Raw genomic sequence first — 23,883 nt, 5'->3', positions numbered from 1 at the left:
CATGCGCCCCTTCGCACCCCCGACCGCCGCCGCGACGGCGTCCCCGGCCCCGGCCCACGCGCCGGCCCGCCGCGTCGAGGACGCCTTCGCCGCCCTGCACGGCGCCGACACCGCGCTGCTGGTGCCCGGCGTGGTCGCCGCCACCACGGCCACGCTGCTCGCGCTCACCAACCCGGGCGGCCACATCGTCGCCTCCGACCAGACCCCCGACCCGCTGCGCGGCGTCCTCACCCAGGAACTCGCCGGGCTCGGCCGCACGGTGAGCTTCGTCGACAGCACCGACGCGGACGCCGTCCTGGCCGCCGTACGGCCCGAGACCCAGGTCGTCCACACGCAGTCCCTCAGCGACCCGCTGATGCGCCCGGCCCCGCTCAACGAGATCGCCATCCACGCCCAGATGAACGACCTGCTGCTCGTGGTGGACAACACCGCGCTGTCCCCGGCCGAACTGCGGCCCCTGGAGACCGGCGCCGTGATCGTCGTCGAGGACACGGCGCCCTACCTCGACGGCTGGGGCGACGTCGGCGCCGCCCTCGTCACCGGCCTGGACCGGTACCTGCCGAGGATCGCCGAGCAATGCGCACGGCTCGGCGGCGAGGTGCCCGACTGGTCCGCGCATCTGCTCGAACGCGCCCTGTCCACCCTCCCGTTGCGGCTGACCGCGCAGCGCGACGGCGCCGAACGGGTCGCCGGGATGCTGCGCGCCCACCCCGCCGTACGGGCCGTACACCGGCCGACGTTCGACGAGGCGCCCTGGGCGCTGGAGACCCACCGGGGCTTCGGCGGCCTGCTGTCCTTCGAGGTCGTACCGGAGATCCACGACCTCACCGGCATCCTGGCCGCCTGCGACGACGGCCGCACCCCCCTCGGCAGCACCGCCCGGCTGCCCGCCCGCACCAGCCACGCCCACCTCAGCGAACGGGTCCGCCGGGAGCGGGGCATCACCCGCCACCTGGTCCGCCTCGCGGTGGGCGTCACCGGCGCGGACGCCCTGTCCGGCCGGCTCCGGCGGGCCCTGGACACCGCCCTCGCACAGGGCGACGGAGGTGACGAGTCATGCTGAACGGCGTCGACCTGCGCGCCCGGCACTCCCTCGCCGAGCAGATCGGGGAGGACTCCTGGGAGGCCCAGCTGAGCATCGGCGTGGCGGCCCAGCCGGCGGCGGCCGGCCGCTGCCGGGTACGCACCGAACCGATGCGCCTCGGCTCCACCCGTGTGGCCCGCGCCTTCGGCATCGACCAGCGGTTCGGGCCCGGCGCCGCCGACTGCCTCGACCCGGTCGGCTCCCTGCTGGTGGCGCTCGGCGCCTCCGTCGCGGACAGCGTCGTCACCGAGCTGTCCGGCGCGGGCTGCGGCCCGGCGCTCCTGGAGGTGCTGCCGTGCGCCGAGTTCGCGGCGGACGGCGCCGCCAGGCTCTCGTACGAGATACGGCTCGACGGCGAGGTCCCGGCCGAGCAGGCCCGGCGGGCGGTGGCCGCGGCCCGCGCCCGGGGCAACGCCCACCGCACCCTGGAGGAGCCCAACGAGATCAAGGCCGTGGTGCAGAGCGCGAAGGACGTGCACCTCGCCAGCCCGCCCGCCGCCCGCGCCACCGCGGAGCTGACCGTCGCCGGACGGCGCACGGCCCGGGTGATGTGGGAGATCGGCACCCATGTCCTCGCCGAGGTCGACGGCGTGCGCGCCGAGTCCGACCAGCCCAAGCAGCTGTTCGGCGCCGACCTCGCGCCGAGCGCCCAGGAGTACTTCCTGGCCGCGCTCGCCGCCGAGGCCCTCGGCTTCGCCGACCCGCGCGCCGCCGCACCCGGCGAACCGGCCGTCTCCGTGCACGCCTCCGGCCGGATCGACCTGCGCGGCCCCTACTCCACCCAGGACGCCCCCGCCGGCCTGCGCAACATCCTCGTCCAGCTGCTGCCCGCCGACCCGACCCGGTCGGGCGAGGCCGCACCGGACGCCGTACGCCGCTGGTTCGCCGAGGGCGACGCCCTGCGGCTGGTGCGGGACCCGCACCCGATCGAGGTCCGGCTGGTCCTCGACGGCACCCCGGTCCCCGTACCGCACCCCGAGAACGACCGCTCCACCGACACGAAGGAACCTCACCGTGCCCCGTGAATGGGACGCCAAGACGTACGACTCGCTGCCCCTGCCGCACCAGCAGTGGGGCAAGCGCACCCTCGGCAGGCTGAACCTCAAGGGCGGCGAGACCGTCCTGGACGCCGGCTGCGGCACCGGCCGGGACACCGCCGCGCTGCTCGACCTGGTCCCCGACGGCCGGGTGATCGGCGTCGACGGCTCCAGCCGGATGCTCGACCAGCTGCGCGCCAAGCTGGCCGGCCGGCTGGACCGGCTGGAGATCGTCCAGGCCGACCTGACCAAGCCGCTGCCGGTCTCCGGCCAGGTCGACGCGATCACCAGCGTGGCCACCTTCCACTGGATCACCGACCACGCGGCGCTCTTCGCCAACCTGGCCGGACAGCTGCGGCCCGGCGGCCAGTTCGTCGCCGAGTGCGGCGGCCAGGGCAATGTGGCCCTGATCAACGCGGCCGTCGGCGAGGTGCTCGGCAAGAAGTCCGAGGACGAGCCCGAGGGCAAGGACAAGGTCTGGTACTTCGCCGGCGTCGAGGAGACCACCGAGCGGCTGCGGGCCGCCGGGTTCACCGACATCGACGTCGACCTGCTGCCCGACCCGGCGCGGCTGGAGCCCGGCGAGCAGCTGTGGAGCTACCTGGCCACCGTGGTCCTCGGCTCCCACCTCGACAAGCTCCCCGAGTCCGACCACGAGGAGTTCGTGCGCGCGGTCGCCGCCCGCCTGCCCGAACCCGTCGTCGACTACGTCCGGCTCAACATCACCGCCCGCCGGGCCTGACGGAGGAACCCATGGCACACTCCGCGCTCCCCGCCCTCCTGGTCGTCCACGACCGGGGCTCCGCCACCGCCTGGCGCATCGTCTCGGCGGCCCGCGGACTGTGCCGGGTGATCTTCCTGTGCGAGCCGGAGAACCCGGCGTACCAGGCCGAGTTGGCGCAGATCGGGAAGCACGCCGAGATCGCCGACCTCACCGGGCTCGGGGAGGCGGAGGTGTGCCGGCTCGCCGAGAGCCTCGATCCCGCGGGCGTCCTCACCTTCAGCGAGCACCGGCTGCGCCTGACGGCGGCGATCGCCGAGCACTGCGGACTGCGCTTCCACTCCCGCGCCACCGCGGCGGCCCTCACCGACAAGTACCGGCAACGGCGGGCCCTTTCGCAGGCGGGCGTCCAGCACACCGGATGCGTCCTGGTCCGCGACCCGGACCAGGCGGCCGCCGCGCTCGCCCGGGTGGGCACCCCCGCGGTCCTCAAACCGCGGCACGGCGCCGGCAGCGTGGACACCTGCCTGATCACCTCCGCGGCCGAACTCCGCGCCCGCCTGGCGGAGTTCGCCGCCGGAGCCGACCGCGATTTCGTCCTGGAGGAGTTCCTGCCCGCGGACCCCACCCGGACCGGCCCCGGCTGGGCCGACTTCGTCTCCGTGGAGTCCCTGGTCGTCGACGGCGAACCGCGCACCGCCGCGATCAACGGAAAACCGCCGCTGGTCCCGCCGTTCCGCGAGACCGGCCATGTGCTGCCGGCCCCGGTGACGGCCGACGTCGCCGCCGAGGTCGAACGGCTGGCCGAGGCGGCGGTGCGGGCCCTCGGCATCCGGCACGGCATCACCCACACCGAGGTCAAGTTCACTCCGCGGGGCCCGAGGGTCATCGAGGTCAACGGGCGGCTCGGCGGGTTCATCGCGGAGATCGTGCAGCGCCGCACCGGTTACGACATGGTGGCCGCCGCCCTGCGCCTCGCCCTGGGCCTGCCCGTCACCGCACCGGACCCCGCCCGGCTGCACGGCGACCGGGTGACCTTCCAGTACCTGCTGCTGCCGCCCACCGGTCCGCTGCGGCCCGGCCCGCGCTCGCTCCTCGACGACCTCGGGGACCTGCCCGGCGTCGACCTGGTCGACGTCTCCCCGCCCGCCGACTGGCACACCGACTGGCGCCGGGGCACCATCGGCGCGATCGGCACGGTCTACGGATCGGCCGCCGACCACACCGAGCTGAGGGCGCTGATCAGCCAACTCACCGACCGCGTGGACCAGTTCTGGAGCGATCCGGACCTCCCGCGTACCGGCGCGCCGCAGCTGATCGATACGGTGGACCACTCGATCGACGTATCGACTCTTTGAACGAAAGGCGCTACTCATGCCCGAGAACAGCACTCCCGCCGAGGTGGTCTTGGTCCCGGTGGGCCGGGTGGTAGGCGGGCGCGCGGAGGTCCGCGACGACGACTGGGGCAGCGAGACGGCGGTCATCCGCCTGGACGCCGGCCAGTACGGCGCCGACGCGGTGGCCGGCCTGGACTCCTTCTCCCACCTGGAGATCGTCTTCCACTTCGACCGCGTGCCCGTGGCGAAGATCGAGACCGGGGCCCGGCACCCGCGCGGCAACACCGGCTGGCCGCGCGTCGGCATCTTCGCCCAGCGCGGCAAGAACCGCCCGAACCGGATCGGCGTCTCCCGCTGCCGCCTGCTCAAGACCGACGGCCTCGACCTCCACGTCGAGGGCCTGGACGCCGTCGACGGCACCCCGGTCCTCGACATCAAGCCCTACATGAGCGAGTTCGGCCCCCAGGGCGACACCACTCAGCCCGAGTGGGCCACCACCATCATGCGCGACTACTACTGACCGGTACCACCGACCGTACGGCGGCCTCCTACAAGGGCTGGAGGCCGAGCGCGACGCGGGTGAGTTCCGCCTTGTTGCCGATACCGAACTTGGATCGCACCCGCTTCACGTACGTGTCCACGGTGTGCTGGCTGATGCCGATGCGCCGGGCCACCTGGCCATGGGTCATCCCCGACGCGATGAACCGGAGCACCTGCTCCTCGCGCGGCGACAGCCCGGCCGGCGCCCGGTCGCCCGCGGCGGCGGGCGCCCGCCGCTCCACGGCCTCACGCACCTGCCGCAGCACCTGGTCCGGGGTCGCGTCGGCCCGCACCACGACGACGTCCGGCGCGCTCCCGCACCACAGCGCCCGCTCCGGCACGTCCTGCGCGAGGGTGTCCTCGACCAGCAGCACATCGATCCCGGGCCCGGGCTCCGGGAAGCCGTCGGCCGAGGCGAAGACGACCTCGCAGGGCGACTGCGTGGTCAGCAGATGCGTGAGTCCCACGAGCACGAGCGGCCGCACCCCGCAGATCGCCGTTCTCGTCCCCTGACCGTCGCCCGTCACCGTCGCTTGCGGGCGTTCGAGCGTGACCGTCTCAGTGCTCATCGGCGCCTTCCCCGTAGACCTTGTTGATGCGTTGAATCGCCTCGGCCACCCGCTGCGGTGGCGCGGCGGTGAAGCAGAGGCGGGCCCAACCGCCGCAGTGCGCGCCGAAGTCCCGCCCCGGCGCCAGACCGACACCGTGCTCGGCGCACCGCCGCACGAACCGCTCGCCGTCCCCCAGGCCCGCAGATCGAGAAACGTGTACAGGCCGCCGGACACCTCCGTGTGCGGCACCTCCAGCGTCGAGTCCGCGAGCCACCAGGCCGCCGCGGCACGGTCCCGGCGCCGGTCCAGCTCCGCACGCGGGGTGCGCAGCGCCTCGTACGCGGCGAACTGCGCCGCGGTGGGCACGGCCCCACCCGTGTACCGCGCCCAGGAGACCGCCGTCGCCGCCGCCCCGGGCGGGCAGACCAGATACCCCACCCGGTTCCCGGGCATCGCGTACGTCGTCCCACAGCCGTGCACCGAGAACGTCCGCTCCGCCGCCGCGCCGATCCCCGCGATGTCCGAAAACCCCTCCCGGGTGAAGTCGTACCCGTCGTAGGTGTTGTCGGCGATGAGCCACAGATCGTGCCGCTCGGCCAGCTCCACGAGCAGTGCGAGCCGCCGCCGATCGAGCCGGTACCCGGTCGGATTGTTGGGACTGTTGAAGTAGACGGCCCGCGTCCTGCGGGTCACCGCCCCTTCCAAGGCCCCCACCAGGTCGAATCCAAAACCGCCGGCCCCGAGCCCCAGGAAGACCGGCACCTCCCGCACCACCCCGCCCACGGCCCGGACCACCCCGGTGACCTCCGGCCAGTGCGGCGAGAGCACCAGCACCTCGTCGCCCGCGCGGAGTACGGCACGTAACGCGAGGGAGAGGGCGTGCGTGGCCCCACCGGTGACCAGCACCCGCTCGGCCGGCACGTGCCCACCCCGCCGGCCACTCGCCTCCTTGGCGAACGCCGCCCGCAGCTCGGCCACCCCACCGACCGGCGCCTCCTCGTCCGGCCCGGCCCCGAACTCCCCCTCGCCCCACTCCCGAGGCCGCGCACAGGCACCGAACACGGTCCTGCCCCGATGCAACGGAACGCTCTCCCCGTCCCCGGAACCACGCAGCAACGCGTCGACCCGATCGCCGTACTCGCCGCGGGAACCGCCGAGTTCACCGAGAGCGCGGGGGAGGGAGGGCATGGGAGAGGGGCTCCTGACGGTGGCGTCGAAAGGGTGCGGGGGGCGATGAGTCAGCTACTGCTACTGCTACTGCTACTGCTGTCGCCGAGGGAAACCGGAACACTGTCGTGAACGGCACCCCAGTGGGTGTCCCCGGGCTCCGCGCCGACGACGGCGGCCGGAGCGATGCCCCAGTGCGTGTCCCCGGGCGCAGCCGCGGCGACGACGACCGGGGTCCCACCCCAGTGCGTATCCCCGGGCTCGGCCGCGACGGCCCGCGCCGACCCCCCGACCACCAACACGGCCACCAGCCCCACCACGGACCGTCCCACACCCTTAGCCTTGACCATCACTGTCTCCCCCGTCCCCAGAACACCCCTCCGCCGGGGCCACCCCCCGAACAACCCCCATCCCACCCCGACCCCCTTTCGAACGCCCTTCCATCCCCCAACCTGCCTGCCGGCAGCATCGAAAGCAGATCAGAAGAAAACGAGAAGGAGTGCCTGCCGGTGTGCGGCCGGGACAACACCCCGAGGTCATCGCCATGGATGGCACATAAATTCCGCACCGACTCCTTTATGTGCGAAATAGACATGGGCTCGAATGTGTCTCTTGCGGCTCTGAGCGAGAACGCCGATTCGGTGATCGTCCGTCTGGGCTGGGAAAGCCCGGCCGGCGAAGGGGACGCCGATGTGTCCGTACTGCTGTCGGCGCCGCATGCCGAACCATTCGAAGCGCACCCCCGATGGCCGCCACGCGAGGGTCCGTGATGGTCTTTGCCCTCGCCGCGTTGCATCTGGGCCGGGCGCTTCACTGACTGGGTTGCTCCCGTGGGCAGCCAGCTGGGCCGTCATCTTCGCTGCGGTCACCTGGTACACGCGGTGGTTCTACAGTGACTCGCCGAAGGTTCTCATGCTGCGGGCGAGGGCCTAGGCGAAAACTCCAGCGCCGGCGGCCAGTGAGTCCTGCGCGACACGCCCATGAGCGCGAAGACCCCGTCATCAGCGTCTCCACTAATGGCGGGGCCTTCGGGCACCAAATACAAGGTGCCCCCGGCAGGATTCGAACCTGCGCACACGGCTCCGGAGGCCGCTCCGGTCCCTGGCGTATGCACAGGTCAGCGCTACCACGCAGCGCGGTGGGTCGGAACTCGTCCACAGATAGTCCACGATCTCTGGATGCGGACGAGTTTGACGACAAGTGCAGCTGTCATGTGTTGGGTGCGCCTGAAGAGGTAAAAGCCAACGGTTTGCCCCTTGATCGCGACGGTCTGGCCAGAGGACATGAACTTGTCGCGGCTCTTCTGCCCCTGCTCGACGAAGAGGAAAGAACCGTTACTGGTAGTCGTTTCCTCCAGCACCCAGCCCAAAGAACCGCTCGAAGAACCGTGTCAATGTTTCGATCACGCGCTTCTTCTTGTCGCTGTGGCCGCCATCGCGACTGAAACGAGAGACGGGGCGAAGGATCTTCGTAATCTCCGTACCAGTCGTACGGATCTGCCCGTCCTGGAACGCGGTCGTGATGAACGCCCGGGTCTGCTCGGGCTTGAGTTTTTGCTCTTCGATGATCGCCGAGAGTTCAGCATCTCGCTTCGCCTCCACGTACGCCTGCCACTGTTCATCGACAGGGCCGTGTACAGACAGCGAGTTCACGAACTCTTCAACTAGGTCGCGCTTGCTCCGCAGGCTCGGGCTAGCGTCGACCGCACGCGAGATCTGGGCGCGAATCTCCTTGTCCTCACCGTCCCCGCGCTCGGCCCGCATCTTCTCAACGAGCATCAAAATGTAGTCGACGTTGATCTCGACCTGCTTGACCAGTTCGATCTCGAAGACGACATCCTCGTTTATGCGCTCCTTCTCCGTGGCGGTCTCTGCACGGAACTCGGCGTACAAGTTGAGGTAGACACTGCGGTAGTCCTGGTGCTGGCGTTCTGTCAACAGGTCCTGGCCGGCGAAGTCGTCAAACTCGGTCAGAATGTTGTGCAGCCGCAGTACGGCACCGAAAAGGTTGATGAACGCCTTCTGGGCCTGCTCCCCGATGATAGGGGCGCCAAGCGGGAAGGTCTGTAGCAGCTCGGTGACCTTCTCTACGTACTCGCTGTAGTACTCGCTGTAGGACGGCACGATGACGATGCCCTTGGCGTCCTTGTTCCCGAACAGCTCGAGCGCCGCGTTCGTCTCCTGTTCAAGGTCACGGAAGACGACGATATTCCCGTGGCGTTTGACTGAATTGAGGATCCGATTGGTGCGCGAGTATGCCTGGATCAAACCATGCATCTTTAGGTTCTTGTCGACGAACAGTGTGTTCAGCGTGGTCGCGTCGAAGCCGGTGAGGAACATATTCACCACGATGACCAAGTCGATCTCGCGGTTCTTCATTCGCTGCGACAGGTCCCTGTAATAGTTCTGGAACTTGTCGGCGCTGGTGTCGTAGCTGGTGCCGAACATCGCGTTGTAGTCCCGGATCGCATCTTCCAGGAACGTGCGCGCGTCTCCGCTCAGGGCGTCGGTGTCGAACGCCTCGTCGTCAAGAATCCCGTCATCGGTGGCCTCGTTCGCGCCGTAGGAGAAGATGATGCCCACCTTCAGCCGCTGATCCGAGGTGAGCGCCTCCTGCTGATGCTTGAACTGCAAGTAATAGCGCTGCGCTGCCTCGATTGAGGCGGTGGCGAGCAGGGCGTTGAAGCCGCGGACTCGCTTCTTCTCACAAAGCGCCTCTACCTGACGCCTCGTCCGGGTCGATTCCACAACATTTGCGACAACCGCGTGCTCATAGCTCGTCTGCCGCTTCGTCTTTTGATCGAATTGGGCCAGGATGTACGTCGTGATCTCGCGGAGTCGGCGCACATCCAACAGGGCGCGCTCCCGATCGATCGCCGAGACCTGCTTATCGTCTGGGTTGCCGACCTTGACCGTGTTGATGTAGTCGATTCGGAACGGCAGGACATTCCTGTCCGTGATCGCGTCTATGATCGTGTACGTGTGCAGCTTGTCGCCGAAAGCCTGCTCAGTGGTCTTCAGCAGCGGGTTACCGCCGCTCGAGGAGTTGACCGGGAAGATCGGGGTACCGGTGAATCCGAACAGGTTGTACCGCTTGAAGGCTCGCGTGATGTCGGTGTGCATGTCGCCGAACTGCGACCGGTGACACTCGTCGAAGATGATCACAGAGTGACCCGAGAACACCTCGTGTCCTCGGTTCGCCTTGATGAACGTCGACAGCTTCTGGATCGTCGTGATGATGATGCTTGCGTTCGGATCCTCCAGCTGCTTCTTCAAGATCGCCGTGGACGCGTTCGAGTTGGCGGCGCCTTTCTCGAAGCGGTCGTACTCGCGCATCGTCTGGTAGTCGAGGTCCTTGCGGTCGACGACGAACAACACCTTCGCGACATCGGGTAGCTTCGATGCCAGCTGCGCAGCCTTGAACGACGTCAGCGTCTTGCCCGACCCGGTCGTATGCCAGACGTACCCGCCCGCCTCGACGGTGCCGAGCGTCCTGCGGTTCGTCGAGCACTCGATCTTCCGCAAGATCCGCTCCGTCGCCACGATCTGGTACGGCCGCATCACCAGCAGGTCACGGTCGGCTGTCAGCACGCAGTATTTCGTCAGCACGTTCAACAGTGAGTGCTTGGCGAAAAACGTCTTGACGAACGCGGTCAGCTCCGCGATCGGCTTGTTCTGCGCGTCCGCCCACCACGACGTGAACTCGAACGAGTTGCTTGACTTCTTGCCCTTACCCGCGCCGGCAGCCTTCTGGTTGTCCTTGAGGTGCTTCGAGCGGGTGCTGTTGGAATAGTACTTCGTCAGCGTGCCGTTGCTGATCACGAACAACTGCACATACTCGAACAACCCAGAGCCTGCCCAGAAGCTATCGCGCTGGTACCGGTTGATCTGGTTGAACGCCTCACGGATGTCCACCCCACGGCGCTTGAGCTCGATATGCACCATCGGTAGACCGTTGACTAGCACCGTCACGTCGTACCGGTTCGCGAAGCTCGTACCGCCCTCGCCTCGGTCAACCTCGTATTGGTTGATGACCTGCAGACGATTGTTGTGGACGTTCTTCTTGTCGATGAGATTGATGTTTTTCGTCGAACCATCGTCACGCTTGAGAATCTGAACGTGGTCTTCCTGGACCCGCACCGTTTTCTCGACTATGCCCTCGTTCTGTCCGGCAATCCTAGTAGAGAAGAACGACTCCCACTCGGAATCCGAGAACGACACGTGGTTCAGCGCCTCAAGCTGGACCCGCAGGTTAGCGACAAGCTGCACCTCCGATGTGATTGGAAGGTACTCATATGCCTGCGATTCCAGCAGGCGGATCATCTCCCGTTCAAGTGCCGCCTCCGATTGGTATGCCGCGGCTCCAGAGGCATCGGGGACGTACTCAGCAACGACGGTACTTTCAGCCGAGACGGCGACCGGATCGTACCTACGTGCCTGCGCTTCCCTCATGCCGCGGCCTCCTTGAACGTCAACAGCCGATCGCGGTAGTGCTCATACTGCTTGCGGCGCAATGAGATCTCAGCGGGTAGCCCGAAATTGCTGTCATTGACGAGAGCATCAAAATTTCCGAGCGTCTCGACGATCCTCTCCTGAACAGTCAGATTCGGGACTGGGATCTTGATATCGGCGAGCCCAGCCGCTGAGAGCCTCTTCACCTTGGCCCGCGACACATGGCGTTCCTTTTGGCGATGAAACTCCTTTGTCTGCACCGCATAAGCAACATACTTAGGGTTCAGTGGGGAGGTGAAAACAAATGTATCGTCGTGCGTCGCCACTGGCTCGTTTCCTAGCCATGCAACAGCTTTACCCACGTCTGCAACCGTCTCGCCAACACCGGCGAATACTACGCTTCCAGGCTGCGCATATCGGAGTTGATCGCGAAGCTCTGCACGGACCTGCCTAACGGCCTCGTTAGTGAAGGTTCCGTATTCGGTATAAATCTCACCGTAGTGAATACTTGGAATTCCAGAATCGACCACATCGTCCTTGGTGAAACGACGTCCACGTACAAAGGAACCAACGTCACCGAGGCGAAGATACTCCGCCCCGATAGCCTCGCTCACCAGCTTGTCTCGGTAGTACTGATACTGGTGGTGGCGCGCCTCCAGCTCCGCCTCCAGTTCAACCTCCAGCTGACTGAAATGATCCAGCACTCTCACGATCTCCCGCTGAACCTCGAGAGGCGGCACGGGGATATGGAAATGGGAGTACTTTCCAATCCAGTGCCGGGCGTGGTCTTGAGGCTCGTATCTAATGCACTGCATCGCAAAGTAGACATAGCGAAGGAGTGCGGGAGCATTGGATCTAGTGGTCAGCATCTTCATCGCCGACGACTTCGCTTTAAATGGGAAGTCAACCCACCGGAACGCTGTCGTGAAGTCGTCAAAGATCAGGACCGGATGCTCAGTGGAAGCTGGATAGATGCCGTCCACTTCGTTTGTGTATCCAAGAATGAACGTCTGACCTGCCGTCAGTACCGGCGTCTCGTGGTCATTTTGATAGTCAGTCGAGGAGACCAGGTACTTTCCTGGCTGCTCGTAGTCGAGCAGCCCCCCAAGAGCCATCGTGGCGACCCCGTCCGGGCACAGCTCCTGAAGCATTTCATCGATACGACTCACGCGACGCCCCCTCCTGTGATCTCACTAATATTCTCGACGTTCCAGCCCAACTCTTCGATCGCTCGCGCGTATTCGTTGTCGCGACTTACTTCGTCAACGACACCTAGGACCAACTGGAGGCAGGGCTTGTATTTCTGGAGCGCCTCTTCTTCGCTTGACTCGCCATGGATAATATTGCTGAGCTCACGAAATAGTTGATATCCATCACTTGAGAAGCGTCGCGGGATAATATTGCGAACTTCATTCACTTGCTGGAGCACCAGAGCAAAGGGCTGATTATTCCCGTTATTCTTCTTTGTCTCGATCTCGGCAATCTCGGCCACTCCGAACGTGACGAGCTCGAAGATTTTGCGAAGGTAGACGATCGATCCGGCACCAAGTTGGTTCTCATATGCGAGCTGCGCTCGCTTGACCAGATCCGAGAACGGCCCACGATGACTGTCAATCCGGTCAGCGCGGTCGCGAAGGTTCTCTGTGTAGCGCTCGATACGCACTTCTGGTGCGACACCAGAAATATCACCATTGCTGCCGATGAGGAACCATATCTCCACGGATGACTGGCATTCGATACATTGCAGCGTGGCATCGATACTGATTTGATTGTCGCCGAGGCCCAAACATGACAGCTCATCTCCAGACACGAAGGTTCGCTGAGTGTCACAGGTGCGGCACTGAAAATTGCGGAGGACCTTCCCTACTTTGATCCTCTTGTGCTTGCCCCACTTTAATGCGCGCCCATCGAGAAAACCATCCACTTGCATGGTTGCCGCTGCTGGAGCATCGGAGAGGAGTTTAGACAGGCGCATTTCCCCCCGCTTCCAGATCGGAAACGATCGCGTTGATCGACGTGCGCAGCTCCGCCTGCCGCGCCACGATGCGGGCGATCTCGACGTTCAACTTGACGATGTCGACCTCCGTGCGAATGTCCTCTGACTCTACATAAGAGGACACAGCGATGTTGTAGTCGTTCGTCGCGATGTCCTCGATTCCGACAAGCGTAGCGAAGTGATCTTCCGGCTCACGCGTGGTGAATGCATTAAGGATCCTCGCCTGGTGCTCCTTGAGCAGCATGTTCTTGGTTCCGACACGCTTGTACTCGGCTGAAGCGTCGATAAAGAGTACATCGCTGGTTTTTTTTGACCTCTTCAGCACGAGGATGCACGTGGCGATCGTGGTTCCGAAGAACAGGTCGGCAGGCAACTGGATGACCGCGTCGACGTAGTTGTTGTCGATCAGGTACTTCCGGATCTTTTTTTCCGCACCCCCGCGGTATAGCACCCCAGGGAACTCTACGATTGCGGCCGTGCCGTTGACGGCGAGCCAGCTGAGCATGTGCATCGTGAAGGCCAGGTCGGCCTTCGACTTCGGCGCCAGCACGCCCGCCGGCGCAAACCGTTCATCGTTGATCAGTAGCGGGTTCGCGTCACCTTCCCACTTGATCGAGTAGGGCGGGTTGGAGACGATCGCCTCGAACGGTTCATCGTCCCAGTGCGCCGGGTCGATGAGAGTGTCGCCGTGCGCGAGGTTGAAGTCGGAGTAGTTCACGTCGTGTAGGAACATATTGATCCGGGCAAGGTTGTACGTGGTCAGATTGATCTCCTGACCGTAGAAACCCCGGCGAACATTGTTCTTGCCGAGTACCTTGTCGAATTTCAGCAGCAGCGAGCCCGACCCGACCGCCGGGTCGTAGACCTTGTTAACCTGCTTCTTGCCGACGACTGTGATGCGCGCCAGCAGTTCAGAGACCTCCTGCGGCGTGTAGTACTCGCCACCGGACTTGCCCGCGTTGGCCGCGTACATCTGCATCAGGTATTCGTAGGCATCGCCGAACAGGTCGATCGAGTTGTTCTCAAACCGCCCCAGCGGCAGATCGCCGATGGCGTCAAGCAGCTTCACGAGTTTCTGGTTGCGCTTGGCGACCGTTCCTCCGAGCTTGTTGCTGTTGACGTCAAGATCGTCAAACAGTCCCTTTAGAGCGTCCTCGCTGTCGGTTCCCAGCGCCGAGCCCTCGATGTTCTTGAAGACCCGAGCGAGCGTTTCGTTGAGGTTCTCGTCCCGCGCGGCACGCTCGCGGACGTTGGCGAACAGTTCCGACGGAAGAATGTAGAAGCCCTTCTCTGCCACGACCTCCTCACGAGCGAACTCGGCCTGCGCGTCGGGAAGCACCTTGTAGTCGAACGACTCATCTCCAGCTTCATGTTCGCCGCGGTTGATGTATGCCGTCAGATTCTCGGAGATGAAGCGGTAGAAGAGCATGCCAAGCACGTAGCTCTTGAAGTCCCAGCCGTCGACACTGCCGCGCAGGTCGTTCGCGATACGCCAGATCGTCTTGTGCAGCTCTGCCCGCTGGCCTTCTTTGGTGGTCGGTGCCATGTTGCAGTTATTCTCCTCCGCGCCACGGCGCGATCACGTTGCCTCGAAGTGCGCACCTAGGATACCGGCGACACAGTCACGGCAGCTGTGGTTCCGATCATGATGGGGGTGCCCTGCAGTTACGGGTGACAGGTTCGGGGGCCTAGTACTCCAGCTGTAGATCACTCTTGGCTGATGGCGCCTATGTTCTGCGCGGTTTGCGTGGCCTGCTCCAGCTGCCGTGCGGCCGGTTTCGTTCCTGGGCCAGCGTCGCGGCGTCGAACTGGGCCTTGCTGGTCACTTCTCGTGGTTGAGGCACGAGCGTGGTCGCAGTCGATCGCCACGGGATGGCCGAGGCCCACCCGACCAGGGGCATGGTCTCCTCGTAGTGCGGAGCGAACTGCGCGACGGTGATGGTGGGCATCCGGTAGTTCAGGCTGCGGACGTGTTCGATGAACGCGTCGGGCAGCGAAACATGGTGCGTTTCCACGTAGTGCGGGAAGTCCTGGCGCCACAGCCAGGAACCGTCGGTCATCAGGGAAGAGCATCCCGGAGAGTGCCGGTGGGCGCTCCCGGTGATGACATCATGTCCGCCTTCCATGACGTCAATGAGGACGTGGCCGGCGTCCAGGTACGCCACCAGGTCCATCTCATCCGGCTCGCCAGCAGGCTGGACGGCATCGTGTATTGATCCGCTCGGCTGGCCGGAGCAGTTGTCCAGTTCGTCGTAGAAGCCCAGCAGTCCCAGCACGGCGTCTCCTTCAACGAGCCTTTCCACACTGGCACTCGTAGACGCGGCCACCGTTGATCATCGGTGTGTGAAGACAAACGATCACGCGGTGGCCGCCGGGCACAGCGTAGACGCTACCCACTGGCAGGAAGCGTTCGAGGGTCTGATGGACCGCATCGCAGGCAGGTTCGCCCGGGTCGAACCCCGTCGCCGAATACGGCACCTGGTGCTGGGAGTGCTCGCGGACCTGCCGCGGAAGAACTGCTGGACCATCGCCGAATGGGCCGGGGAGGCGACCCCCGACGCCATGCAGCACCTGCTGAGCCGTGCCAAGTGGGACGCCGATGCTGTGCGTGACGACCTGCGCGTCTACGTGGTCGAGCACCTGCACGACGAACAGGCAGTACTCGTGGTCGACGAGGCCGGCGACGTGAAAAAGGGCAGCCACACCGTCGGCGTCCAGCGCCAGTACACCGGTACCGCGGGCCGGATCGAGAACTCCCAGGTCGCCGTCTACCTCGCCTACGCAGGCCAGCGCGGACACGCCGCACTGGACCGCGAGCTGTACCTCCCGCGCTCGTGGACCGACCAGCCCGACCGCTGCCAGGCGGCCGGGCTCAACCCGGACACCGCGTTCGCCACCAAGCCCGAACTGGCCGTCCGCATGATCACCCACTTCCTGGACTCCGGCCACTACGCCCCCTGGGTGGCCGGAGACGAGGTCTACGGCGGCAACCCCGCACTGCGCGCCGCCCTGGAGGAGCGCGCCACCGGATACGTCCTCGCGGTGGCCCGCACCCACGAGGTCACCACCGGGGCCGGGAAATTCCGCGCGGACACCTTGGTCAACAAGCTCCCCAAGCGCGCCTGGCAGAAGCTGTCCGCCGGAGCCGGAGCCGAGGGGCACCGCTTCTACGACTGGGCCCACATCGACTTGCCCAGCACCGCATCCGGCCACCGCCACCTGCTGATCCGCCGCAACCGCACCACTGGCGAACTCGCCTACTACCGTTGCTACTCACCCCAACCGGTACCCCTGGCAGCCCTGGTGCGGGTCGCGGGATCCAGATGGAGGGTCGAAGAGACGTTCCAGTCCGGAAAGGGCCTGGCCGGCCTGGACGAGCACCAGCTCCGCCGCTATACGTCCTGGTCCCGCTGGGTCACCCTCGCCATGCTCGCCCATGCCTTCTTGGCCGTCGTCCGCGCCGACGAGCACCGACTCCGCCCCGGGCCTGACGACCTGATACCGCTGACGTGCAACGAAATTCAGCGACTCTTCATAGCTCTCGTCGCCGGACCCGTCCACGAGGCCGGCCACTGGCTTCACTGGTCCCACTGGAGGCGTCGTCATCAAGCCCGTTCCCAGCTCAGCCACTACAAACGCCAAGCGGCGGCCCAAGCATGATCGTGATCTACAGCTGGAGTACTAGGACAGTCCTAGGATCACGCGGACGCGGTCTTCAAGGTGCTTCATCTCGGCCGGATCTAGCAGTCCGAGACGCTTCCGGAGCCTGGACTTGTCGACTGTGTGCAGGTCGGTGCAGTTGACGTAGGACTCGTCGTACTTGGTGACGCCGCATTCAGGACCAATGGGCACGTGAGTAGCGGCCGGTCCAGACGTTCCCGTGACTACGGCAACCGTCACTGCTGACAGGGGCTCGGCAATGCGATTGACCGTGAGAACGACTACGGGATGTGCGCCAATAGGGTTTGGTAGAACACATCCCCAGACCTCGCCACGCAATGCAGAGCCGGGGTTCACCATTCGATTTCGTCCCCTGCTGCCAGCTCCTCAGCAGTGGCAGGCAGCACACCGGCGGGAGCCGGCGCAGTAGCTCCCTGGTAGAAGGATCGAATCTCCTCAGAGGCTGCCAACTCTGCTGCCTCACGCGAGAGCAAGCGGAGTCCTTCGCGAAGTGCATCCGAGACCGACGCCAGATTGAGAGACTGCATCACCAGCCGTAGGTCTGCCATCTCATCAGGCCTGAGGCGGACTTGAGCCACTTCAGTAGAGCGGGAATAGCTGCCTTGTTGGAGCAGGCCACGGTACTGATCAGACTTCGTTGTTTTCGTGGTCTTGCTGATCACAGGGGTCCTTGTGGTCCTGCTACGCGTAACGCTCGCCTCGCCTCGCTTCGTGCGGGATGAGGCTGGCTCGACCTTCTTACCTCGGGTTTTAGGGGTCATCGTTCCTCCTTCCCTAGCTGCGTAGTACAGATGTCATACACCAAGTGTCAGGGGTGCGACCCGGCTGGTCAAGGCAACATGGTTGGACTGGTCAGCGGTGCTGGTGGCGTCCTGCCTGAAGCGTGTCGGGGGTGTGTCGCGTGTATCGCAGATGGTGCGTGAACAGTGAGAGACAACGAGAAAGAGCGGGAGTCAGTGAGACTGACTCCCGCTCTCTCATGTCGGCATCCGCCCAGCTCAGCGCGTGATTCTTGCTGGCTGTGTGGCGAGTGCCCCCGGCAGGATTCGAACCTGCGCACACGGCTCCGGAGGCCGTTGCTCTATCCCCTGAGCTACGGGGGCGTGTCGGTTGCGGAGCGTTGTGCTCGCGGCGACGGGTAGAACACTAGCAGGTCCGGTGGGGTGATCAGGAACCCGTTTGTGGGGTGGGGTCCCCTGTACGGGGCGGAAGTGGGGAAAACCCGGACGCGGTGGCCCGGGCGGTCCTACTCTCGAGTTGTGGCGGGCGCGTCGGGCCGGGTGCTTGTTGTCGACGACAACAAGGTCATCCGGCAGCTGATCAGGGTCAATCTCGAGCTGGAAGGGCTCGAGGTCGTGACCGCGGCCGATGGTGCCGAGTGTCTGGACGTGGTGCACCAAGTGCGGCCCGATCTCGTGACGCTCGACGTCGTCATGCCGCGGCTGGACGGGCTGCGCACCGCCGCCCGGCTCCGTGCCGACCCCCGTACGACCCATCTGCCCCTCGCCATCATCAGCGCCTGCACCCAGTACGAGATCGAGACCGGTCTCGATGTCGGTGTCGACGCCTTCCTCTCCAAGCCCTTCGAACCCGCCGAACTCGTGCGCCTCGTCAAGCAGCTGCTCCAGGGCCGCGCCGGGCGTGGGGGAGTGGGCGGTGGAGAAGGAGGGGGAGAGGGAGGGGGCGGAGGGGACGGCGGTGGTGATGACGATGATGACGGGCTCGCGGACGGGGTGGCCGGTGGAGTCTCCATCGGGTGAGGCGGGCGCCTCTGCGTTCGACCGCTCCGACGGTTCCGACGGTTCCGGCTGATCCGACCGGTCCGGTGGGTCCCACAGGACCAGCGGGTCTGACCAGTCCGGCGGATCCGAGGGGACCGGTTCGTAGAGTTTCCCGGTTCGCAGGCGGCGAAGGATGCGGCCTTCCCCGTCTCACCAGGGAAACCGGCTCGCCCTCCCACCCCCCTCCTCCCCTACCCTTGTCCCGTGACCCCCGTCGAGCTCTCCCGCACCGTGCTGCACGCGGTGCGTCGTGCTGTTGACGAGGGGCAGCTCAGCGTCGCCGTGCCCGAGCGGGTCGTGGTGAGTGAGCCGGGGGCCGGCGGATGCGGGGAGTACGCGACCAACGTCGCGCTCCAGCTCGCCCGCGCCGCCGGCAAGCCGCCGCTCGCGGTCGCCGAGATCCTGCGGCCCCGGCTCGTCGCGGCCGACGGCGTCGAGGACGTCGTCGTCACCGGCCCCGGATTCCTCAACTTCCGGCTGGATCGGCGGGCCGATCCGCTCCAGGACCTCGTCCGGGAGATCCGCGCCCAGGGGCAGCGGTACGGCCACGGGGACGCCCTCGCCGGGCAGGTGCTCGCGCTGCGGGTGCCGTACGAGGTGCGGGCCGAGGTCGTCGCCGACGCCGTCGTAAGGATCGTCGCCACCCAGGGCGGCCGGGCCACCGTCGAGCACCAAGGCGGCCGGGTCACCGTCGAGCACCAGGGCGGGCGCGCCACCGCGGAGCACCAAGCCGGACAGGCCACCGTGGAGCACCAGGGCAGTCGCGCCACCGTGGAGCACCAGGGCGGCCGGGCCACCGTCGAGCACCAAGGCGGCCGGCGACCCACCGCAGCGCACGCCGAGCCCATCGATCTGCGCCCCGTTCCCGCTCCCGAGGACCCCGCGCCGCTCGGGCCCGACGCCGCCCGGTGGGCGCTGCTCCATCCCGCCCCGCGCGACCGCCCCCGCATCACCGCCGACCATCTCGTCCAGCGCGAGAGCAATCCGCTGTTCCGGGTCCGGTACGCCCACGCCCGCGTCCGCTCCCTCAGCCGTAACGCCGCCCGCCTGGGCTTCACCGCCGAGCCGGGCCCCCTGGACACCGCCAAGGCCCGCACCGCGGTCACCCCGGCCCCGGACACCGTCAACGCCCGCGCCGCGGTCACCCCCGCCCCGGACACCGCCAACGCCCGCACCCCGGTCACCCCCGCCCTGCACACCCCCCTCGCCGACTACCCCCGCATCCTCACCGCGGCCGCCACCCACCGTGCCCCGGACCGGCTGGCCCGGCATCTCGTCACCGTCGCGGATGCCGTGCTGCCCTTTCTGACCTGTGTGCTTCCGATCGGCGAGGAGAAACCCTCGGCCGCCCACCGGGCCCGGCTCGCGCTTGCCGAAGCGGCCGGGACGGTGCTGGCCGGCGGCCTGTCCCTGCTCGGCATCGACGCACCCGAACATCTCTGAGGGGACCGAGACACCGATGTCCCCCGGAGAGAGACAGAGAGTCTGAGAGCCACCGTCATGAGCCGTTCCGCCCATCCCGCCGGGCCCCGTCACGCCGACGTCCTCACCGAGGGGCACTACTCCGCGCCGCCCACCGACCTCAACGTGCTCGACCACAAGGTCTGGGCGCAGACCGTCGGCCGCGGCGAGGACGGGGTCGTCACCGTCGGCGGGGTCCCCGTGACCCGGCTCGCCGAGGAGTTCGGCACGCCCGCGTACATCATGGACGAGGCCGACTTCCGGGCGCGGGCACGCGCCTGGCGCACCGCCTTCGGGTCCGACGCCGACGTGTTCTACGCGGGGAAGGCGTTCCTCTCGCGTGCCGTCGTGCGATGGCTGGAAGAGGAAGGGCTGAATCTCGACGTCTGCTCCGGGGGCGAGCTCGCGACGGCGCTCTCCGCCGGGATGGACCCCGAGCGCATCGCCTTCCACGGGAACAACAAGTCCGTCGCGGAGATCACCCGCGCCGTGGAGGCCGGCGTCGGGCGGATCGTGCTCGACTCCTTCCAGGAGATCGCGCGGGTCGCGCATATCGCGCAGTCCCTGGGCAAGCGGCAGAAGGCCCAGATCCGGATCACCGTCGGCGTCGAGGCCCACACCCACGAGTTCATCGCCACCGCCCACGAGGACCAGAAGTTCGGCATCCCGCTCGCCGGCGGCCAGGCCGCCGAGGCCGTGCGGCGCGCGCTGCACCTGGACGGGCTCGAACTGACCGGCATCCACTCGCACATCGGCTCGCAGATCTTCGACATGTCCGGGTTCGAGGTCGCCGCCCACCGCGTCGTCGGACTGCTCAAGGACATCCGCGACGAGCACGGCGTCGAACTGCCCGAGATCGACCTCGGCGGCGGCCTCGGCATCGCCTACACCAGCGACGACGACCCGCGCGAGCCCCACGAGATCGCCAAGGCGCTCGGCGAGATCGTCAGCCGCGAGTGCGAGGCGGCGCGGCTGCGCACGCCCCGGATCTCGGTGGAGCCCGGACGCGCCGTCGTCGGCCCGACCGCGTTCACGCTCTACGAGGTCGGCACCGTGAAGCCGCTGGACGGGCTGCGCACGTACGTCTCCGTCGACGGCGGCATGTCCGACAACATCCGGACCGCGCTGTACGACGCCGAGTACAGCGTCGCCCTCGTCTCGCGGGCCAGCGATGCCGAGCCGCTGCTCGTCCGGGTCGTCGGCAAGCACTGCGAGAGCGGGGACATCGTGGTCAAGGACGCGTTCCTGCCCGCCGATATCGCGCCGGGCGACCTCATCGCCGTACCGGCCACGGGGGCGTACTGCCGGTCGATGGCCAGCAACTACAACCATGTGCTCCGGCCGCCCGTCGTCGCGGTGCGCGACGGCGAGGCCCGGGTGATCGTCCGGCGGGAGACGGAGGACGATCTCCTGCGTCTCGACGTCGGGTGAGTCCGCAAAACGCGGGGCGGACGACGCGGAGTGGAAGATCTGCGGTCCGCACCCCGCGAAAATGAAATAAACGTCTCAGGATCCGGACGAAGGGTAGAAACTCCCGTCCGGTGAGTGAGACTGGTCCAACCGTCTACGGTAAGAGGAAACGAGGTCGGATGATGCGTACGCGTCCGCTGAAGGTGGCGCTGCTGGGCTGTGGGGTTGTCGGCTCAGAGGTGGCGCGCATCATGACGACGCACGCCGACGACCTCGCCCAGAGGATCGGCGCCCCGGTGGAGCTCGCCGGGGTCGCCGTACGACGCCCGAGCAAGGTGCGCGAGGGCATCGACCCGGCCCTGGTCACCACGGACGCCACCGCGCTCGTCAAACGCGGCGACATCGACGTCGTCGTCGAGGTGATCGGCGGGATCGAGCCCGCCCGGTCGCTCATCACCACCGCGTTCGAGCACGGCGCGTCCGTCGTCTCCGCGAACAAGGCCCTGCTGGCCCAGGACGGGGCCGCCCTGCACGCCGCCGCGGAGGAGCACGGCCGGGACCTCTACTACGAGGCAGCCGTCGCCGGCGCCATCCCGCTGATCCGCCCGCTGCGCGAGTCCCTGGCCGGCGACAAGGTCAACCGGGTGCTCGGCATCGTCAACGGCACCACCAACTTCATCCTCGACAAGATGGACTCCACGGGCGCCGGCTACCAGGAGGCCCTGGACGAGGCCACCGCGCTCGGGTACGCCGAGGCCGATCCGACCGCCGACGTCGAGGGCTTCGACGCCGCCGCCAAGGCCGCCATCCTGGCCGGCATCGCCTTCCACACGCGGGTGCGCCTGGACGACGTCCACCGCGAGGGGATGACCGAGGTCACCGCCGCCGACTTCCGCTCGGCCAGGCAGATGGGCTGCACCATCAAGCTGCTCGCCATCTGCGAGCGGGCGGCGGACGGCGCGTCCGTCACGGCGCGCGTGCACCCCGCCATGATCCCGCTGAGCCACCCCCTCGCCTCCGTGCGCGGCGCGTACAACGCCGTCTTCGTGGAGAGCGACGCGGCCGGCCAGCTGATGTTCTACGGCCCCGGCGCCGGCGGTTCCCCGACCGCCTCCGCCGTGCTCGGCGACCTCGTCGCCGTCTGCCGCAACAAGCTCAACGGCACCAAGGGGCCCGGCGAGTCGGCGTACGCCGCGCTGCCGGTCTCCCCGATGGGCGATGTCGTCACGCGGTACCACATCAGCCTGGACGTGGCCGACAAACCGGGTGTCCTCGCCCAGGTCGCCACGGTCTTCGCCGAGCACGGGGTGTCCATCGACACCGTTCGGCAGTCGGGCAAGGACGGCGAGGCGTCCCTCGTCGTCGTCACCCACCGAGCCCTGGACGCCGCCCTCACCGGTACCGTCGAGGCGCTGCGCAAGCTCGACACCGTGCGGGGTGTCGCCAGCATCATGCGGGTTGAAGGAGAGTAACGAGCAATGACCCACCAGTGGCGCGGAATCATCGAGGAGTACCGGGACCGGCTGCCGGTTTCCGACACCACGCCGGTCGTGACGCTCCGAGAGGGCGGCACGCCCCTCGTGCCCGCGCAGGTGCTCTCCGAGCGCACCGGCTGCGAGGTCCACCTCAAGGTGGAGGGCGCGAACCCGACCGGGTCCTTCAAGGACCGCGGCATGACGATGGCCATCTCCAGGGCGAAGGAGGAGGGGGCCAAGGCCGTCATCTGCGCGTCCACCGGCAACACCTCCGCCTCCGCCGCGGCGTACGCCGTGCGTGCCGGCATGGTCTCGGCCGTGCTCGTGCCGCAGGGCAAGATCGCGCTCGGCAAGATGGGCCAGGCCCTGGTGCACGGCGCGAAGATCCTTCAGGTCGACGGCAACTTCGACGACTGCCTCACCCTCGCCCGCGCGCTGAGCGAGAACTACCCGGTGGCGCTGGTCAATTCGGTCAACCCGGTGCGGATCGAGGGCCAGAAGACGGCCGCCTTCGAGATCGTGGACATGCTCGGCGACGCGCCCGACATCCACGTCCTGCCGGTCGGCAACGCGGGCAACATCACGGCGTACTGGAAGGGCTACCAGGAGTACGCCGCCGACGAGATCGCCACCCGCACGCCCCGCATGTGGGGCTTCCAGGCCGCCGGCAGCGCCCCGATCGTGCGCGGCGAGGTCGTCAAGGACCCGTCGACCATCGCCACCGCCATCCGCATCGGCAACCCGGCCTCCTGGCAGTACGCGCTCGCGGCCCGGGACGAGTCAGGCGGCGCCATCGACGAGGTGACGGACCGTGAAATCCTGCGCGCCTACCGGCTGTTGGCCGCGCAGGAGGGCGTCTTCGTGGAGCCCGCCTCCGCCGCCTCGGTCGCCGGTCTGCTCAAGGCCGCCGAGCAGGGCAAGGTCGACCCGGGCCAGCGCATCGTCTGCACCGTGACCGGCAACGGCCTGAAGGACCCCGACTGGGCCGTCGCCGGCGCGCCGCAGCCGGTCACCGTCCCGGTCGACGCGGCCACCGCGGCCGAGCGCCTCGGCCTCGCCTGAGCGACCGGGCACACCGGGGTCCTCCCGACGGGGCCCGACCGGGGCTTGCGAGCGCCCGGCCGGGCCCTGTCAGGGTGCACAAGGGGCCTACGACACGCATCGTGCGCCTCCTGTGCGCCCTATGTCGCT

The 23,883-nt window shown here is 67.1% G+C and carries 19 protein-coding genes, 2 tRNA genes and 1 pseudogene; 12 read left to right on the top strand and 10 right to left on the bottom strand.

Going from position 1 to position 23,883, the window contains the following annotated elements; translation table 11 throughout:
- The first annotated feature begins 1 nt into the window (after position 1).
- The 5 genes from GHR20_RS12000 to GHR20_RS11980 are packed head-to-tail and all read left to right on the top strand — an operon-like array spanning position 2 to position 4,699.
- Positions 2-1,063, top strand: a complete 1,062-nt coding sequence (locus GHR20_RS12000) for a PLP-dependent transferase (RefSeq protein ID WP_243878331.1) — start codon at positions 2-4, stop codon at positions 1,061-1,063.
- On the top strand, positions 1,057-2,109 hold the full coding sequence (locus GHR20_RS11995) for a hypothetical protein (protein ID WP_153813162.1): 1,053 nt from the start codon (positions 1,057-1,059) through the stop codon (positions 2,107-2,109). Before GHR20_RS12000 ends, GHR20_RS11995 begins: the two co-directional genes overlap by 7 nt.
- Positions 2,099-2,863, top strand: a complete 765-nt coding sequence (locus tag GHR20_RS11990; protein WP_111584674.1) for a class I SAM-dependent methyltransferase — start codon at positions 2,099-2,101, stop codon at positions 2,861-2,863. The genes GHR20_RS11995 and GHR20_RS11990 overlap by 11 nt, the downstream gene beginning before the upstream one ends.
- Positions 2,864-2,874: 11 nt before the next feature.
- Positions 2,875-4,200: an ATP-grasp domain-containing protein gene (locus GHR20_RS11985; protein ID WP_153813161.1), complete on the top strand. Its 1,326-nt coding sequence runs from the start codon at positions 2,875-2,877 to the stop codon at positions 4,198-4,200.
- 16 nt (positions 4,201-4,216) lie between these two features.
- A complete protein-coding gene (locus GHR20_RS11980) occupies positions 4,217-4,699 on the top strand; it encodes an SAM-dependent methyltransferase (RefSeq protein WP_153813160.1) in 483 nt (160 codons plus the stop codon).
- 28 nt (positions 4,700-4,727) lie between these two features.
- On the opposite strand, the gene GHR20_RS11975 is transcribed toward GHR20_RS11980, so the two are convergent.
- Complete coding sequence (locus GHR20_RS11975; RefSeq protein WP_153813159.1) at positions 4,728-6,458, bottom strand: aminotransferase class I/II-fold pyridoxal phosphate-dependent enzyme; 1,731 nt, start codon at positions 6,456-6,458, stop codon at positions 4,728-4,730.
- Between the two features lie 557 nt (positions 6,459-7,015).
- On the opposite strand from GHR20_RS11975, the pseudogene GHR20_RS37480 reads away from it, so the two are divergent.
- Positions 7,016-7,144: pseudogene (locus GHR20_RS37480) on the top strand (TerD family protein); the annotation flags it as partial.
- A 340-nt stretch (positions 7,145-7,484) separates the two neighbouring features.
- Here GHR20_RS37480 and GHR20_RS11970 read toward each other — a convergent pair.
- The 6 genes from GHR20_RS11970 to GHR20_RS11945 form a co-directional block, all read right to left on the bottom strand.
- Positions 7,485-7,543 (bottom strand) — tRNA-Ser (locus tag GHR20_RS11970).
- A gap of 228 nt (positions 7,544-7,771) precedes the next feature.
- Positions 7,772-10,888 (bottom strand): type I restriction endonuclease subunit R, encoded by a 3,117-nt coding sequence (locus GHR20_RS11965; RefSeq protein ID WP_153813158.1) that lies wholly within the window; start codon positions 10,886-10,888, stop codon positions 7,772-7,774.
- Positions 10,885-12,057, bottom strand: a complete 1,173-nt coding sequence (locus GHR20_RS11960; RefSeq protein ID WP_208446846.1) for a restriction endonuclease subunit S — start codon at positions 12,055-12,057, stop codon at positions 10,885-10,887. The genes GHR20_RS11965 and GHR20_RS11960 overlap by 4 nt, the downstream gene beginning before the upstream one ends.
- Positions 12,054-12,863 (bottom strand): hypothetical protein, encoded by an 810-nt coding sequence (locus tag GHR20_RS11955; protein ID WP_153813157.1) that lies wholly within the window; start codon positions 12,861-12,863, stop codon positions 12,054-12,056. Before GHR20_RS11955 ends, GHR20_RS11960 begins: the two co-directional genes overlap by 4 nt.
- Positions 12,850-14,430: a type I restriction-modification system subunit M gene (locus GHR20_RS11950; protein WP_153813156.1), complete on the bottom strand. Its 1,581-nt coding sequence runs from the start codon at positions 14,428-14,430 to the stop codon at positions 12,850-12,852. The genes GHR20_RS11955 and GHR20_RS11950 overlap by 14 nt, the downstream gene beginning before the upstream one ends.
- A gap of 181 nt (positions 14,431-14,611) precedes the next feature.
- Positions 14,612-15,160, bottom strand: a complete 549-nt coding sequence (locus GHR20_RS11945) for a hypothetical protein (RefSeq protein WP_153813155.1) — start codon at positions 15,158-15,160, stop codon at positions 14,612-14,614.
- A 145-nt stretch (positions 15,161-15,305) separates the two neighbouring features.
- Between GHR20_RS11945 and GHR20_RS11940 the strand changes: the two genes are divergently transcribed.
- On the top strand, positions 15,306-16,544 hold the full coding sequence (locus tag GHR20_RS11940; RefSeq protein WP_153815939.1) for an IS701 family transposase: 1,239 nt from the start codon (positions 15,306-15,308) through the stop codon (positions 16,542-16,544).
- Between the two features lie 21 nt (positions 16,545-16,565).
- On the opposite strand, the gene GHR20_RS11935 is transcribed toward GHR20_RS11940, so the two are convergent.
- The 3 genes from GHR20_RS11935 to GHR20_RS11925 all read right to left on the bottom strand — a co-directional run bounded on the left by GHR20_RS11935 (position 16,566) and on the right by GHR20_RS11925 (position 17,668).
- Positions 16,566-16,904 carry a type II toxin-antitoxin system PemK/MazF family toxin gene (locus GHR20_RS11935; RefSeq protein WP_153813154.1) on the bottom strand — a complete coding sequence of 113 codons (339 nt, stop codon included), beginning with the start codon at positions 16,902-16,904 and terminating at the stop codon, positions 16,566-16,568.
- Positions 16,898-17,227 carry a hypothetical protein gene (locus GHR20_RS37110; protein WP_243878007.1) on the bottom strand — a complete coding sequence of 110 codons (330 nt, stop codon included), beginning with the start codon at positions 17,225-17,227 and terminating at the stop codon, positions 16,898-16,900. Before GHR20_RS37110 ends, GHR20_RS11935 begins: the two co-directional genes overlap by 7 nt.
- A 369-nt stretch (positions 17,228-17,596) precedes the next feature.
- A tRNA-Arg gene (locus tag GHR20_RS11925) sits at positions 17,597-17,668 on the bottom strand.
- A 156-nt stretch (positions 17,669-17,824) separates the two neighbouring features.
- On the opposite strand from GHR20_RS11925, the gene GHR20_RS11920 reads away from it, so the two are divergent.
- The 5 genes from GHR20_RS11920 to thrC all read left to right on the top strand — a co-directional run bounded on the left by GHR20_RS11920 (position 17,825) and on the right by thrC (position 23,754).
- Entirely contained in the window at positions 17,825-18,325 is a 501-nt protein-coding gene (locus GHR20_RS11920; protein ID WP_243878006.1) for a response regulator, read from the top strand.
- A gap of 225 nt (positions 18,326-18,550) precedes the next feature.
- Positions 18,551-19,789 carry an ArgS-related anticodon-binding protein NrtL gene (gene nrtL / locus GHR20_RS11915; RefSeq protein ID WP_153813151.1) on the top strand — a complete coding sequence of 413 codons (1,239 nt, stop codon included), beginning with the start codon at positions 18,551-18,553 and terminating at the stop codon, positions 19,787-19,789.
- A gap of 57 nt (positions 19,790-19,846) precedes the next feature.
- A complete protein-coding gene (gene lysA / locus GHR20_RS11910) occupies positions 19,847-21,238 on the top strand; it encodes a diaminopimelate decarboxylase (RefSeq protein WP_111584664.1) in 1,392 nt (463 codons plus the stop codon).
- 161 nt (positions 21,239-21,399) lie between these two features.
- Entirely contained in the window at positions 21,400-22,689 is a 1,290-nt protein-coding gene (locus GHR20_RS11905) for a homoserine dehydrogenase (RefSeq protein WP_111584852.1), read from the top strand.
- Between the two features lie 6 nt (positions 22,690-22,695).
- Positions 22,696-23,754: a threonine synthase gene (gene thrC, locus GHR20_RS11900; protein ID WP_148023570.1), complete on the top strand. Its 1,059-nt coding sequence runs from the start codon at positions 22,696-22,698 to the stop codon at positions 23,752-23,754.
- Positions 23,755-23,883: the final 129 nt, after the last annotated feature.

The organism is Streptomyces sp. SUK 48 (assembly GCF_009650765.1).
Classification (GTDB): Bacteria; Actinomycetota; Actinomycetes; order Streptomycetales; family Streptomycetaceae; genus Streptomyces.
This window is presented reverse-complemented; position numbering and strand designations above follow the sequence as displayed.

What these genes read in the sequence shown, in the direction of transcription:
- GHR20_RS12000 (WP_243878331.1), top strand. Translation starts at nt 2, where the DNA reads ATGCGCCCCTTCGCACCCCCGACCGCCGCCGCGACGGCGTCCCCGGCC.
- GHR20_RS11995 (WP_153813162.1), top strand. Translation starts at nt 1,057, where the DNA reads ATGCTGAACGGCGTCGACCTGCGCGCCCGGCACTCCCTCGCCGAGCAG.
- GHR20_RS11985 (WP_153813161.1), top strand. Translation starts at nt 2,875, where the DNA reads ATGGCACACTCCGCGCTCCCCGCCCTCCTGGTCGTCCACGACCGGGGC.
- GHR20_RS11980 (WP_153813160.1), top strand. Translation starts at nt 4,217, where the DNA reads ATGCCCGAGAACAGCACTCCCGCCGAGGTGGTCTTGGTCCCGGTGGGC.
- GHR20_RS11975 (WP_153813159.1), bottom strand. Translation starts at nt 6,458, where the DNA reads ATGCCCTCCCTCCCCCGCGCTCTCGGTGAACTCGGCGGTTCCCGCGGC.
- GHR20_RS11965 (WP_153813158.1), bottom strand. Translation starts at nt 10,888, where the DNA reads ATGAGGGAAGCGCAGGCACGTAGGTACGATCCGGTCGCCGTCTCGGCT.
- GHR20_RS11955 (WP_153813157.1), bottom strand. Translation starts at nt 12,863, where the DNA reads ATGCGCCTGTCTAAACTCCTCTCCGATGCTCCAGCAGCGGCAACCATG.
- GHR20_RS11950 (WP_153813156.1), bottom strand. Translation starts at nt 14,430, where the DNA reads ATGGCACCGACCACCAAAGAAGGCCAGCGGGCAGAGCTGCACAAGACG.
- GHR20_RS11940 (WP_153815939.1), top strand. Translation starts at nt 15,306, where the DNA reads ATGGACCGCATCGCAGGCAGGTTCGCCCGGGTCGAACCCCGTCGCCGA.
- GHR20_RS11935 (WP_153813154.1), bottom strand. Translation starts at nt 16,904, where the DNA reads ATGGTGAACCCCGGCTCTGCATTGCGTGGCGAGGTCTGGGGATGTGTT.
- lysA (WP_111584664.1), top strand. Translation starts at nt 19,847, where the DNA reads ATGAGCCGTTCCGCCCATCCCGCCGGGCCCCGTCACGCCGACGTCCTC.
- GHR20_RS11905 (WP_111584852.1), top strand. Translation starts at nt 21,400, where the DNA reads ATGCGTACGCGTCCGCTGAAGGTGGCGCTGCTGGGCTGTGGGGTTGTC.
- thrC (WP_148023570.1), top strand. Translation starts at nt 22,696, where the DNA reads ATGACCCACCAGTGGCGCGGAATCATCGAGGAGTACCGGGACCGGCTG.